The 12,425-nt window shown below is 74.5% G+C and carries 11 protein-coding genes; 5 read left to right on the top strand and 6 right to left on the bottom strand.

From position 1 onward, the window contains the following. Positions 1-92: 92 nt before the first annotated feature. Genes ACFYZA_RS37835 through ACFYZA_RS37820 form a run of 4 tightly spaced genes read right to left on the bottom strand, consistent with a single transcriptional unit; the run spans position 93 to position 4,957 of the window. Positions 93-1,424 (bottom strand): AAA domain-containing protein, encoded by a 1,332-nt coding sequence (locus tag ACFYZA_RS37835; RefSeq protein WP_382592259.1) that lies wholly within the window; start codon positions 1,422-1,424, stop codon positions 93-95. Further along, complete coding sequence (locus tag ACFYZA_RS37830; RefSeq protein ID WP_388494858.1) at positions 1,421-3,010, bottom strand: hypothetical protein; 1,590 nt, start codon at positions 3,008-3,010, stop codon at positions 1,421-1,423. Before ACFYZA_RS37830 ends, ACFYZA_RS37835 begins: the two co-directional genes overlap by 4 nt. Continuing rightward, positions 3,001-4,149, bottom strand: coding sequence for a hypothetical protein (locus ACFYZA_RS37825; protein WP_388494857.1), 1,149 nt, complete (start codon positions 4,147-4,149; stop codon positions 3,001-3,003). Before ACFYZA_RS37825 ends, ACFYZA_RS37830 begins: the two co-directional genes overlap by 10 nt. Next, positions 4,070-4,957: a phosphatase PAP2 family protein gene (locus ACFYZA_RS37820; protein WP_388494856.1), complete on the bottom strand. Its 888-nt coding sequence runs from the start codon at positions 4,955-4,957 to the stop codon at positions 4,070-4,072. Before ACFYZA_RS37820 ends, ACFYZA_RS37825 begins: the two co-directional genes overlap by 80 nt. Before the next feature lie 204 nt (positions 4,958-5,161). Between ACFYZA_RS37820 and ACFYZA_RS37815 the strand changes: the two genes are divergently transcribed. Further along, complete coding sequence (locus tag ACFYZA_RS37815; RefSeq protein WP_382592270.1) at positions 5,162-5,767, top strand: histidine phosphatase family protein; 606 nt, start codon at positions 5,162-5,164, stop codon at positions 5,765-5,767. 376 nt (positions 5,768-6,143) lie between these two features. Here ACFYZA_RS37815 and ACFYZA_RS37810 read toward each other — a convergent pair whose 3' ends face one another. Beyond that, entirely contained in the window at positions 6,144-7,568 is a 1,425-nt protein-coding gene (locus ACFYZA_RS37810) for a hypothetical protein (protein ID WP_382598051.1), read from the bottom strand. Between the two features lie 231 nt (positions 7,569-7,799). On the opposite strand from ACFYZA_RS37810, the gene ACFYZA_RS37805 reads away from it, so the two are divergent. Both ACFYZA_RS37805 and ACFYZA_RS37800 read left to right on the top strand, forming a co-directional pair. Next, complete coding sequence (locus ACFYZA_RS37805; RefSeq protein ID WP_382598053.1) at positions 7,800-8,285, top strand: hypothetical protein; 486 nt, start codon at positions 7,800-7,802, stop codon at positions 8,283-8,285. A gap of 53 nt (positions 8,286-8,338) precedes the next feature. Further along, positions 8,339-9,196: a spermidine synthase gene (locus tag ACFYZA_RS37800; RefSeq protein ID WP_388494855.1), complete on the top strand. Its 858-nt coding sequence runs from the start codon at positions 8,339-8,341 to the stop codon at positions 9,194-9,196. Between the two features lie 57 nt (positions 9,197-9,253). Here ACFYZA_RS37800 and ACFYZA_RS37795 read toward each other — a convergent pair whose 3' ends face one another. Continuing rightward, positions 9,254-9,766: a hypothetical protein gene (locus ACFYZA_RS37795; protein WP_388494854.1), complete on the bottom strand. Its 513-nt coding sequence runs from the start codon at positions 9,764-9,766 to the stop codon at positions 9,254-9,256. A 153-nt stretch (positions 9,767-9,919) separates the two neighbouring features. On the opposite strand from ACFYZA_RS37795, the gene ACFYZA_RS37790 reads away from it, so the two are divergent. Both ACFYZA_RS37790 and ACFYZA_RS37785 read left to right on the top strand, forming a co-directional pair. Then, on the top strand, positions 9,920-10,609 hold the full coding sequence (locus tag ACFYZA_RS37790) for a response regulator transcription factor (protein ID WP_382598059.1): 690 nt from the start codon (positions 9,920-9,922) through the stop codon (positions 10,607-10,609). Further along, the gene (locus ACFYZA_RS37785; protein WP_382598061.1) at positions 10,606-11,982 is read left to right on the top strand and encodes a sensor histidine kinase; all 1,377 of its coding nucleotides are present in this window, start codon (positions 10,606-10,608) and stop codon (positions 11,980-11,982) included. Before ACFYZA_RS37790 ends, ACFYZA_RS37785 begins: the two co-directional genes overlap by 4 nt. Positions 11,983-12,425 lie beyond the last annotated feature (443 nt).

The following is a 12,425-nucleotide window of genomic DNA, read 5'->3' as shown; positions in this document are numbered from 1 at the left end:
TTGTCCCGCCCCCGCGCAAGGGGGCCTTCCGGTGCCCTCTGCCCCGAGGCGCCCGCGCACTCGGGGCAGGCCGGGCGGCCGTGCGCGTTCGGTCAGGGCTGCCAGAGGACCCGGTGTTCGGCGAGGTGGGCCAGGACCGCGTGGTTCGCCTCCCACCCGTCCGGGAACTTCACCGTGACGCCCAGCTGGACCGGTTCCGTCGAGGGGTGGTCGTCCAGGAGGTCGGTCACGCCCGCGCGGCACACCACGATGCAGGCGTGGCGGTGGCGGGAGGCCAGGACGCACAGGCGGCCCGTCTCCAGGTGGAAGGCCGTCGCGTCCGGGCGGCCCGACAGGGGGTGCAGGACGACCGTCACGTCGAACTCCCTTCCCTGGAGCCGGTTCGCCGTGTCGACCGCCACTCCGCTCACGCCCAGCTCCGCGAGCGCCGCCCGGATCGCGGCGGCCTGGTCGCGGTGTGCGGTGCCGACCGCGATCCGGTCCGCGGTGAGCGGGGCCGGGTCGGGGGAGCGCTCGCTGGTCGCCGCTCCGCCCCGGTCCAGGAGGCGGCGTACGACCTGGGCGGCCGCGCGGACCGCCTCCGGGTCGGTGCGCGGGGTGTGCCGGGCCGGCAGTTCGAGCAGGGCCCAGCCCGACTCGGCCGCCTCGTCGAGCGCGCGGTCCGGCGCCGAGCCGTCCGAGGCGACGCCGAAGGCGAGCCGCCGGTCGCCGTGGTTGGTGCCGCTGCGGAACGGGGTGAACGGATAGAACGCGTTCGACACCAGCGGGGCCGCCGACGCCGGGAGCCGCCAGGACACCGGAAGCCGGTGCTGCGGCAGCTCCGGGTTGTGCGCGAGCAGGGTGGAGACCGCGCTCGCCGAGGGATCGTAGGAAAGCCCCGCCCACTGCTCGGCGTCGGCGATCGCGAACGGGTCGAGCTGGCCCGGGTCGCCCACGAACAGCGCCCGCTCGAAAAGCCCGGCCACCGCGAGCAGCGCGTCGGAGCGCATCTGGTACGCCTCGTCCACGATCGCGTGCCGCCAGGGCTCGACGTCCTTCACGTGCGCCCACTTCGCGGCCGTCGAGATCACCACGTCGAGCCCCGCGAGATCACCCGCCTTCGACGACTTCCGCACGTTCTCCAGCTCGTCGAGGGCCTTGTCGTACGGGTCGCTGTCGCTGCTGTGCAGCCGGCCGACCGGCAGCTCGGGGGCCTTCTCGGCGAGGCGTACCACCAGGTCGTCGACCTGCGAGTTGGTCTGCGCCACCACCATCAACGGGCGCCCCGCCGCCGCCAGTTCGAGCGCCGCGCGCACCACGAGCGTGGACTTGCCCGCGCCCGGCGGCGAGTCCACGACGACGCCGCGCGCCGAGCCGTGCAGGGTGTCGGCGAGGATCGCCTCGGTGGCCGCGGTCGCCGCCGCCCCGGGATCGAAGACGGTCACAGGAGATCCTCGGGGGTCGGCGCGTCGGGCTGTTCCGCGGTGGCGGAGCCGGGCGGCCCGCCGTGCGTCCAGGGGGTGGCTTCCGGGTCGGGCAGCTTGGGGGCGCCGCGCTGCTCGTGCTCGAACAGCGTCCAGCAGATCCGGTCGCCCTTCTCGGGGACGGAGCCGGGCACCGGATCCTTGGCGCGCCCCATCTTGTCCAGGACGCGCAGCACGAGGGCGCCGCCCGGCTCGTACGTCACGAACTCGGCCTTCTGCGGCTTGCCGTCGAGCGTCCGGTACACCTTCGCGCCCTCGGCGAGGTGCGGGGCGTCGTCCGTGCGCAGGGTCAGCAGGGGGCGGGGGCTGGGGCGCTTGGACTCCGACCAGGCCGGGGTCACCTCGACGACCTCGCCCGCGAACGCCTCGCCCGCGAGCCTTCGGCCCGCCATCACCAGCGGGTCGTCGAGCGCCTCGCCCGCTTCGAGCTCGGCCTGGGCGCGCTCGCGGCGCAGCAGCTTGGTGGCGGCCGTCACCGCGTCGTCGCGGCGCGGCTGGGGCGGCTCGCCCGCGGTGACGCGGTCGCGGTGGCCGGTGAACGACCAGCGGTCGCTGGTCCAGCGCGCGGCCGCCCGCTCGCCCTCGGGAAGCTCCCGCAGCAGGTCGAGGGCGTGCCACACCGCGGACCAGGTCGGCATGAGCTGGGCCGCGAGCAGACGGCGGATCTCCCGCTCGGCGGCGGTCAGTTGACCGAGGCGGTCGTCTGCGGCCAGGCCGTCCTCGGCCGCCTGCAAGGCCTGGCGGGCCCGGTCGTAGCGCTCCACGGCGGGGGCGAGCAGCCGGTTGTCGAACGCCGGGTCGGTGGCCGGGCCGGCCGGCGGGCAGAGCAGCTGGCCGTCGGCGTCCCGCGCCAGCTCGGCCCGCAGCGCGGCCTCGGCACCGGACTCCCCGTCGGGCGGGTCGATCCAGGCGAGCAGGGCGCCCAGGTGCTGGTCCTCCAGGCTGGACTGGCCGGTCGCCCAGTGCCGGCCCAGGAGGTCGGTCGCGGCCAGCAGCAGGGCGGCCCCGGGGGTGCGGGCACGCTCGGCGTAGTGCGTGAACCAGCGGCCGAGGAGCGGGACGCGGGGCGGCGCGGGATACGGCGCTTCCGGGTCCTGCTCGGCGGTGCGGCGAAAGCGCATCGAGCGGCCGAGGAGGCGGACGAAGTCGACGCCGGCCCGGCCGGGGACGATCAACTGCGGCGCGTCCGCGCACAGTTCGACCTCGACCTTGGTCTTCTTGCCCGTCTCCGGATCGGTCTCGGAGCGCTCGGTGAGCTCGATGTCGTCGGCGTACGCGTCCAGGTACGGCAGTACGGCTTCGGCGAGGTCGGCCAGGAACGTGAAGCGCAGATCGCGGTCGCGGGGCTGGGGGACCACGAGCAGGGCCGGGGCGTCGCGGTCGGTGCCGACCAGGGCGCCGAGCGGGGCGCCCGCCTCGCCCGCCGTGGTGAGCGGCACGAACACGAGGGGCCGCTCGCTCAGGTGGCGGTGGCGGACGGTGGTCAGCGGCTGGGCGCGGCCGGACTCGACGGCCTCCAGGCGGGCGAGGGTGGCGATCAGCGACACGGGGCACCCGCCTCCGCGCGCAGGGCGGCCGCGCGGCGCACCGCGGCCACGGTCGGGTCCGCCGGGTCGCCCGACTCGCCGCGCGCGGCCGAGAGGACCTCGCCGACCGTCGTCAGGGAGCCGAGCTCGCCCCGCAGCGCGCGGCCGAGCGCGGTCACCGTGCCCTCGTCGCGGGCCCGGCCCCGGCAGTGGAAGGCCAGCTCGCAGGCGGCCAGGCACTCCGGCGCGTACACCGCGGGAACGGCCTCGACCGCCGTGGCGAGGGCCGCGCCGGACTGGCCGTCGAGGTCGAACGTGGTGCCCGGCGGCAGCTCGTCCGCGATGTCCTCGATCCGGGCCAGACGCGTCAACTGCCGCCGCGTCACCGACAGTTGCTTGCGTACGTCGACCACGGAGGCGGTCGGCAGGTTGGAGAAGTCCTTGGGGCAGACGAGGAGCACCGAATGGTCGACCGAGGCGCCCTCGGTCAGGGCCGCGACTCGTTCGAGGGCGAGCACGTACACCGCGGACTGGCGGGCGGCCGCGCCGACCTTCGACGCGTCGGCCGCCGCGTCGATCATGGGGAAGGACTTGATCTCGACGACCGTCCAGCGGCCGTCGGGGTGGACCACCACCGCGTCCGGCTCCAGGTAGGCGGGGGAGCCGGCGACCTCCAGGGCCAGCATCGGATGGTCGAGCAGCGCCCAGTCCCCGGCCTCGGTGGCCTCGCGCAGGGCGAGCGAGGTGCGGGCCGCGCGGCCCTCGGGGCCGGCCGCCGCGAGATCGGGTGTCGAGGCCTGTCCCGGCGGCTCGGCGCCCGCGCCCATCCGCTCGTGCAGCAGGCGCAGCAGCTCGGTGCCGCCGTCGCCCTTCACCTTCGCCTCGAAGGCGTTGCCGCGCATGAAGGCGAACTGGGACTGGCCGAAGGCCGCCGACGGCGAGCCGATCGCCTCGGCGAGCGCGCCCTTGTCCACGCCCGCGCCGTCCAGGATCGCGCGTCTGCGGCAGCCCGGGTTCGCGGCGAGGGCCGCGAGCGCCCGCGCGTCGAGCGGCCGGGCCGGGGTGGCCGGGCCGCGCAGTTCAGCGAGCCTTCGACGGAGCGCCGTCGTCGGCTTCTGCTCGGGTGTCGGAGGAGGTCCGCTGCCCAGGGATTCGCTCACCCGCCGAAGTCTCGCATCCGGCACTGACAATCGAGGCGCCGGTGGCGGAAGAGGCCGGTGCGAAGCGGGTCCGTACGCGCTCCGCGAAGCGCAGCAGGGGGCGGGAGAGCAGCAGGCCGAGGCCCATCACGGCGACGCCCGCGACCGCGTCGAGCAGGTAGTGGTTGGCCGTGCCCATCACCACGAAGGTGATGGTCAGCGGGTAGGCGACGGCGGCGATCCGGGTGATCCGGCTGCCGCCGAACCGCCACAGCATCACCCCGCACCACAGGGCCCACCCGACGTGCAGGCTGGGCATCGCGGCGAACTGGTTCGTCATGCCGCCGAGCCCGCGCGGCGCGCTGGCCTCGCCGCCCCACCAGCCGTGCGAGCTGTACTGGGCCATCGTGTCGGTGAAGCCGTACACCGCCGGGAGCAGCCGGGGCGGGCAGGTCGGCAGGAAGGTGAAGCCGATCAGGCCGAGCAGGGTCGAGGTCATCAGCCAGCCGCGGGCCGCCCGGTACTGGGTGGGGCGGCGGCGGAACAGCCAGATCAGGACGGCCGGGGTGATGACGTAGTGCAGCGAGGCGTAGATGAAGTCGGCGGGTATGCCCAGGGCCGGGGTGTGCGTGAACAGCCTGTTCAGCGGGTGCTCGGCGTTGAGGTGGAGCGTCTTCTCCAGGTTCAGGATGGACAGGCCGTGCTCGACGGCCCGCGCCTCGTCGCCGCGTACGATCAGCCGGCCGAGCGTGTACACCCCGTATATGAGCGCGATGAGTGGGAGTTCGGTCCACCAGCGCGGTCGCGTGGCGTGCTGCGGCGGCTGCATCCGGCAGGTTCCCCCAACTGGTCCTCGGGCTGCCCGCTGGGGGCCTCCGGGTTTTCGACGTGCGTTCAACCGTACGGTGTAAGTGATCGCATGCACGCAGCACCCCGGCGTTGGGGTCAGACGCCCAGGTCCGGCTCCTGGTTGCTTCCGGAGGTGCGCGATGATGGTTATGGAACATTTCGTACGGATCGGGAGAGAACACCCATGGCAGCCGCCGCACCGCGCATCCTGCTGGCCCGGCACGGGCAGACCGAGTGGTCGCTCGCGGGCAAGCACACCGGCCGGACCGACATCCCCCTCCTGGAGGAGGGCCGGCGCGGCGCGAAGCTGCTCGGTGAGCGGCTGCACCGGGAGCCGTGGGGCGGACTGCCCGGCGTGGAGGTGCGCACCAGTCCGCTCGTGCGGGCCGCCGAGACGTGCGAGCTCGCGGGGTTCGGCGAGCGGGCCGAGCCGTGGGACGCGCTCATGGAGTACGACTACGGCGCGTACGAGGGCATGGCGCCGCCCGAGATCCAGGCGGTGCGGCCCGGCTGGTTCATCTGGCGGGACGGGGTGCCGGACGGGGAGACCCTGGCGGAGATCTCGGCGCGGGCGGACGAGGTGGTGGCGTGGGCGCGCTCTGCCGGGCGGGACGTGCTGGTGTTCGCCCACGGGCACATCCTGCGGGTGATCGCGGCGCGCTGGCTGGGCGAGGACGTCTCGTTCGCGGCCCGCATCCGCCTCGACCCGACGTCGCTTTCGGTACTGGGGTGGGCGTACGGGGAGCCGGCGGTCGAGCGGTGGAACGACACGGGGCACCTTGAGCGGTGAGCAGGTGGGGGTGCGGCTCCCTCGTGTACCGCTGGGGGTTCCTCCCCGAGGCTGAGGGACCCTGGGGGCTCCGCCCCCAGACCCCCGTCGCGCCTTAAGGGCGCTCGTCCTCAAATGCCGGGCGGGCTGAAGGGGCCCGCATGGGCCCGCACTGGTCAGCCGGGCGGGCTGAAATGCCCTGATGCTGGCCGGCACCAGGGCCTTCAGGGGCGCGGGGAACTGCGCGACCGGCCACGCACGGTCCGCAGCCGAACCGTGCGTTCAGGGGCCCGGGGCGCAGCCCCGGAGAGCCCGCCCACCCCTTTTCACCCCCGGAGGGTTGAGGGAAGGGGCGGGGAGGGGCCAAATTCCGGGGTTCGGGGCGGAGCCCCGAGGGTTACACCGCCACCGCCGCCCGGCGTTCCAGGAAGGCGGCCACCTCCGGGGACGCCCGGTGGGGGGCCAGGATGCGGGACGTGTCGGCCAGCATCGCCTGGATCCGGGTGGACTGGACCTGGCTGAGGAGGTCCAGGACCGCCTGGCCGGCCGCCGCCGATTCGGCGGGCGCGCCCGCCCGGGCGAGGTCGTCGGCGAGCTCGGCCCGGTACAGGGCCAGGTTGCGGGCGAAGTGCGGATCCTGCAGCGAGGCCGCGCGGTGGGCGTGGCGGGCCGCCCGCGACCAGTCGCCGAGCGCCGACCAGCACTGCGCCTGGAGCATCTCCAGCTCGGCCTCCACGAAGAAGGACATCCACTCCGGGTCGGCGTCCGAGGCGCCCCGCGCGAACTGGGCGAGTGCCCGCGAGAGCGACTCCTCGCACGCCGAGCGGTCGCCGAGCCCCGCCCAGCCGCCGGCCTCGCGCAGCGCGAGCAGGGACGTCAGCCGCGGCGAGCCGAGCGCGCGGGCCGCCCGCTCGCCCGCCTGCGCCGCCCGCATCGCCTCGCGCGGCCGGCCCATGTCCCGGGCCAGGAACGACATGTTGCAGAACGCGTGCGCCTCAAGGCCCGGGTCGCCGGCGAGGCGGGCCGTGGCGAGCGCCTCCGCGTAGTGCGAGCGCGCCTCGCCGAAGCGGCCCGAGTCGTGCGCCAACCAGCCGACGGAGATGGCCAGTTCACCGGCCCCGGTGTGCAGCCGCTCCTGTGTGGCGGGGCGGGAGGCGCTGGCGTCCAGCAGGGCGTAGGCCGTGCGCAGCGGCTGGGCGGCCCGCTGGTACAGGCCGTCCGCGCCGTGCCGGTCGTCGAGCAGTCTGATCCTGCGCACCGCCTCTTCGACGGCGCTCACCTCGGCCTCGCCGACGCGCTGGACGGCACGGGCGGTTGCCGGGCCGAGGCCCAGCGAGACGGCCGCCACGGTGGCGGTGGAGCCCGTCATGAATGCGCGACGCAGCACGTCGCTCTCCTCGTGGTTCTGGTGGTGGTGGGACGAGTCGTGCGGGGGTGGGGCGGCGGGGCGGGGCGCGAGGTGCAGCAGGGACGCCGTGCCGGAGGCCGGCCGCGCCCCCCGCCCTCGTACCGTTTCTCTCGCCGAGAACCCCAGATCCGCAAGGGTCAAACCCGGGAACATGTACCGGAAGACCCTTTCGTAGGCGTAATTGGGACAGCGGATCTCGCCGTTCTCCACGCGCCCGATGTAGCGGGCGTCGCAGGCGACCTGCTCGCCGATCTCGCGGGCGGCCCGGCGGACCGCGGCCGCGAACTCTCCCGGCGAGCGGGCGCCCCTCAACTGCCGGAAGGCCAGGTTGGGTTCCCGCGCGAGCCGGCCCGGACTCTGCGGGGTCCGCTTGTTCACCCGGGGCTCGGCCTGGGGATCTGGTGACGACGCCATGGCTTGACAGCTCTCTCTGGCGGGGTGATGCGGAGCAAGAACGTACCTGCTGTGACGGGCCGTTCACACAGTGTTTGCCTACAAAACGGATATCTCACCCACGATCCGCCATGAACTGCCATCCTTTGCGGCGGCGTGCCGCCGTTCCCCTTGACGCGCAAGGGCGTTGAACCGGGTGGAGAGCACCAGAACACCGCGCGACGCGGAGGGCTTGCCTTGTTGGAGGACTGCGTGAACACCGACACCGACCTCGACTTCACCGTCTCCGGTACGCAGACGACGACCGTCCGTCATCCGCACTCGCCGCAGGCGAGCGCCCCGCCGGCCGCCGCGTGCGGCGACGCGGAGGAGCCCTGCGACCTGGTGACCGTGCCCGCCCGGCAGGGTCTTGAGGCCGTCGACATCATCCGCCGCGCCGCCGCCCCGGCCGCCGTGGGGCCCGTCCTGCACGACGGGACCTGCGACACCCTCGGCTTCCTGGTGCCGTCCGGCACCGCCGCCGCCTGGGACGTGCCCGGCAGCGCCTGTACGGAGACCAACGGGCGCGGGCTGCGCATCGAGGGCCTGCCCGTCGAGCCCCCCGTCACCGGCTCCGGCTGGCTCCTGCCGCCGAACACCACCGAGGTCACCGATCCGGGCCTGCTGCGCGCGGCCCTCGGCGAGGCGGCCCGGATGATCGAGGCCGCCGACGGGATCCGCGAGGCCGAGGGCCGCTGAGGCCGCCGGGGCCCGGGAGGGCGGCAGCCGCCCGGGCGGTCGATAATGGCCGGATGGCGAAGAGCAGCAGGCGGCGCGGGCCCGAGCCCGTCGTCGAGACCGTGGACGGCGGCCTCGCCGAACTCATACCCGACCGGGACCGCACCGGCGGGTGGACGCTGCTGCTCGACGGGGCGCCCCAGTCCCATGTGGACCTCGAAGCCCCGGACCGGCTGACCTTCGAGTATCAGCGCCGCCTCGGCCACGTCATCGACCTCGCCGCCCCGGCCGGCCAGGCCCTGAACGTGCTGCACCTGGGCGGCGGCGCCTTCACGCTCGCCCGCTACATCGCGGCCACCCGGCCCCGCTCCACCCAGCAGGTCGTGGAGCTCGACGCCGCGCTGGTCCAGCTCGTGCGCCGGGAGCTGCCGCTCGATCCCGGGGCCCGGATCCGGGTGCGGGGCGGTGACGCGCGGGCCGGGCTCGCCAAGCTCCCCGACGCCTGGGCCGACCTCGTCATCGCGGACGTGTTCAGCGGGGCCCGCACCCCGGCCCATCTGACCAGCACCGAGTTCCTCAACGACGTGCGCCGGGTGCTGAAGCCCGGCGGTACGTACGCCGCGAACCTCGCCGACGGGCCGCCGCTCGCGCATCTGCGGGGCCAGATCGCCACCGCCGCCGGGGTGTTCGCCGAGCTGGCCCTCGCCGCCGACCCGACGGTGCTGCGCGGCAAGCGGTTCGGGAACGCGGTGCTCGTGTGCTCGGCCGTGCCGCTGCCCGTCGCCGAGCTGACCCGGCGGATCGCGGGCGACCCGCACCCCGGGCGCGTACAGCACGGGCGGGAACTGGCCGACTTCACCGGCGGGGCGGTCGCGGTGAGCGACGCGAGCGCGAAGCCCTCACCGGCCCCGCCCGCCTCCGCGTTCCGCTGAGCCCGAGCCCGAGCCCGAGCCCGAGCCCGAGTCTGAGTCTGAGTCCGACCCGCCCGGTCAGGTGTTGTTGATCTCCACCGAGGGCGGATGGCCGTTCCAGGTGCAGAACACCGACACCGTCTCGCTGCCGCGCGTGAAGGTGACCCGTATCCACTCGGTCTGGATCCAGCGGTCCATGCGCCAGCCGGACGCGGGCGTCGCCGACACCAGCTGGGCCGAGGTGTCCCCGAGGTCGAAGACGACCCGGCCGCCCGCGACGTTGTACCCCTGCACCGCGCCGGAATTGGCCGGATCGCCCGAACTGCCCGACGTGCCGGGCGACTTGTTCCCGGACGCTTCGGACGAGGGGCTTCGGCTGCCCGACGGCTTCCCGCTCCCCGTGCTCTTGGACGGCTTCTGCGAGGCGGCGGGGGGCGTCGGGGGCGGGGTCTCCTTGGGGCGCCGGGTCGACGACGCGTCCGGCGACGAGCTCTGGTTCACGCGCGCGTCGCCGCTGATCGGCAGCGCGCGGGGCGGGTCGTACGCCGTACCGGCCATCACCGTGTGGACGCCCCACCAGGAGAGCGTCACCGAAGCTCCGGTAGCGAGCGACCACGCCAAACCGTGTACGAGTCCTCTGTGCATCCGGGCCATACTGCACCACGAGCCCCACCCGTGTCCCACCAGCGCCGACTCCACTCCCACGGGGGACCGCGCTCCTCCGGATGGCGTACGGTGCGGGCCATGGCAAGTGTGCTCGTGGTCGAGGACGACCAGTTTGTCCGCTCCGCCCTCATCCGCCACCTCACCGAGGCCTCCCACACGGTACGGAGCGTCGGCACGGCACTTGAGGCGCTGCGCGAAGTGGCCCATCTCCGTTTCGACGTGGTCATCCTGGACCTCGGCCTGCCCGATCTGGACGGGTCCGAGGCGCTGAAGATGCTGCGCGGAATCACCGACGTACCGGTGATCATCGCGACCGCGCGGGACGACGAGACGGAGATCGTACGGCTGCTCAACGACGGCGCCGACGACTACCTCACCAAGCCGTTCTCCGTGGAGCACCTCTCCGCGCGGATGGCCGCCGTGCTGCGCCGGGCGCGCGCCACGGCCGGGGCCGAACCGCCCTCGCGGGTGCTCCAGGTCGGCGGCCTCCGCGTCGACCCGCTGCGCCGCCAGGCCGAGCTCGACGGCGTACGCCTCGACCTGACCCGGCGCGAGTTCGACCTGCTCGCCTTCCTCGCCGGGCGGCCCGGTGTGGTCGTGCCGCGCAAGGAGCTGCTCGCCGAGGTGTGGCAGCAGTCGTACGGCGACGACCAGACCATCGACGTCCATCTGTCCTGGTTGCGGCGGAAGTTGGGCGAGACGGCGGCCCGGCCCCGCTATCTGCATACCCTGCGGGGTGTCGGCGTGAAGCTGGAGCCGCCGCGATGAGGTGGGCGCTGGTCAAGGTCTGTCTCGCCGTCACCGTGATGGTCGTGGTCGCCTTCGCGGTGCCGCTCGGCATGGTCATCAAGGAGATGGCCCGCGACCGGGCGTTCACCAACGCCGAACGGCAGGCCGCGGCGATCGGGCCGACGCTGTCCATCACCACCGACCGCGACGCCCTGGAGCGGGCCGTCGCCTCCACCCAGTCCGGCGCCGAGGGCCGGATGGCGGTGCACGTCCCGGCGGATCCGGCCGTGCCGGGCAGCGCGCCGGTGGACATCGGCACGCAGCGGGCCGCGACCAAGGACCTCGAAGCGACCCGGAAGGTCATCAGGGCCTCGATCTCGGACGTCTCGGGCGGCTCGACGCTGCTCCAGCCGACCGCGCTGAGCTCCGGCCAGATCGCCATCGTCGAGGTCTTCGTGCCGGAGGCCGAGGTCACCAACGGCGTCGCGACGGCCTGGCTGGTCCTCGCGGGCGTCGGCATCGGCCTGATCATCGGCTCCGTCGCGGTCGCCGACCGGCTCGGCGTACGGATGGTCCGCCCGGCCCAGCGGCTCGCTGGCGCGGCGCAGGACCTCGGCGAGGGCAAGCTCGGGGCGAGGGTGCCCGAGGAGGGGCCCACCGAACTGCGCTCGGCGGCCGTCGCGTTCAACTCGATGGCCGACCAGGTGGTCCAACTCCTCGCCAACGAAAGGGAGTTGGCGGCCGACCTCTCGCACCGGCTGCGCACCCCGCTCACCGTGCTCCGGCTGAACGCGGCCTCCCTCGGGGACGGCCCCGCGGCCGACCAGACCCGGGCGGCGGTCGAGCAGCTGGAGCGGGAGGTCGACACGATCATCCGCACGGCGCGCGAGGCGAAGCCGAAGACGCAGCCGGCCGGGCCGGGGGCGGGCTGTGACGCCTGCGAAGTCATCCTGGAGCGGATGGAGTTCTGGTCCGCGCTCGCCGAGGACGAGGGGCGCGAGGTGCGGCTCGCGGGGGTGGACCGGCCGGTCCGCATCCCGGTCGCCCGGCCCGACCTCGTGGCCGTGCTCGACGCGCTGCTCGGCAACGTGTTCCGGCACACGCCGGAGGGGACGGCGTTCTCGGTGGACGTCCACAACGGGGAGGACGCGGTGATCGTGCTCGTCTCCGACGCGGGGCCCGGGATCGCGGATCCCCGGGCGGCGATGGCGCGGGGCAACAGCGGGGGGCGGCCCGGCTCGACGGGGCTCGGCCTCGACATCGTCCGCCGTGTCGCGGAGTCGACGGGCGGGGACGTCCGGATCGGCCACTCCGTCCTGGGCGGGACGGAGGTCCGCCTCTGGATCGGCCTGGGGCGGCCCGCCCCGACCCGCCGAAGCCACCGCCTCCGCCGCCGCGGCGTGTCGGCCTAGCCCCTCGGATGCCTCCGGGGCCGCGCCCCGGGCCCCCTCGGCCCGCCTGCGGCCCGTCGTGGCCTTTCGCGCAGTTCCCCGCGCCCCTTAAACCCGCCTTCGTCCGCGGGCCGTAGGGGCCGTTCGCGCAGTTCCCCGCGCCCCTGACCCCGTTTTCGTCCGTCCACCGTGCGTGGCTGGTCGCGCAGTTCCCCGCGCCCCTAAATGCCCGGTGCGGGCCAGCACCGGGCAACCTCAGCCCGTCCGGCGTTTGAGGACGAGCGCCGTTCAGGCGCGGACGGGGGTGCAGGGGGCGGAGCCCCCGCAGGGGGTCTGGGGCGCAGCCCCAGGGCTCAGCCGATTCAACCCGCCGCACGGGCGGGAGGGTGGGCAACCCCCCCAGGGAGGCCGGGCTTAACCTCTCCCGATCGGATCCTTAAGGGGAACCTAAGATCCCCAAGCCC

This window comes from Streptomyces sp. NPDC001828 (genome assembly GCF_042892175.1).
Classification (GTDB): domain Bacteria; phylum Actinomycetota; class Actinomycetes; order Streptomycetales; family Streptomycetaceae; genus Streptomyces.
The sequence above is the reverse complement of the archived record's forward strand: the minus strand, read 5'-3'. Positions and strand labels throughout refer to the sequence as shown.

Bases quoted from the DNA above. Each gene is read 5' to 3' on its own strand.
- ACFYZA_RS37820 (WP_388494856.1), bottom strand. From the start codon at position 4,957: ATGCAGCCGCCGCAGCACGCCACGCGACCGCGCTGGTGGACCGAACTC.
- ACFYZA_RS37815 (WP_382592270.1), top strand. From the start codon at position 5,162: ATGGCAGCCGCCGCACCGCGCATCCTGCTGGCCCGGCACGGGCAGACC.
- ACFYZA_RS37810 (WP_382598051.1), bottom strand. From the start codon at position 7,568: ATGGCGTCGTCACCAGATCCCCAGGCCGAGCCCCGGGTGAACAAGCGG.
- ACFYZA_RS37800 (WP_388494855.1), top strand. From the start codon at position 8,339: ATGGCGAAGAGCAGCAGGCGGCGCGGGCCCGAGCCCGTCGTCGAGACC.
- ACFYZA_RS37790 (WP_382598059.1), top strand. From the start codon at position 9,920: ATGGCAAGTGTGCTCGTGGTCGAGGACGACCAGTTTGTCCGCTCCGCC.
- ACFYZA_RS37785 (WP_382598061.1), top strand. From the start codon at position 10,606: ATGAGGTGGGCGCTGGTCAAGGTCTGTCTCGCCGTCACCGTGATGGTC.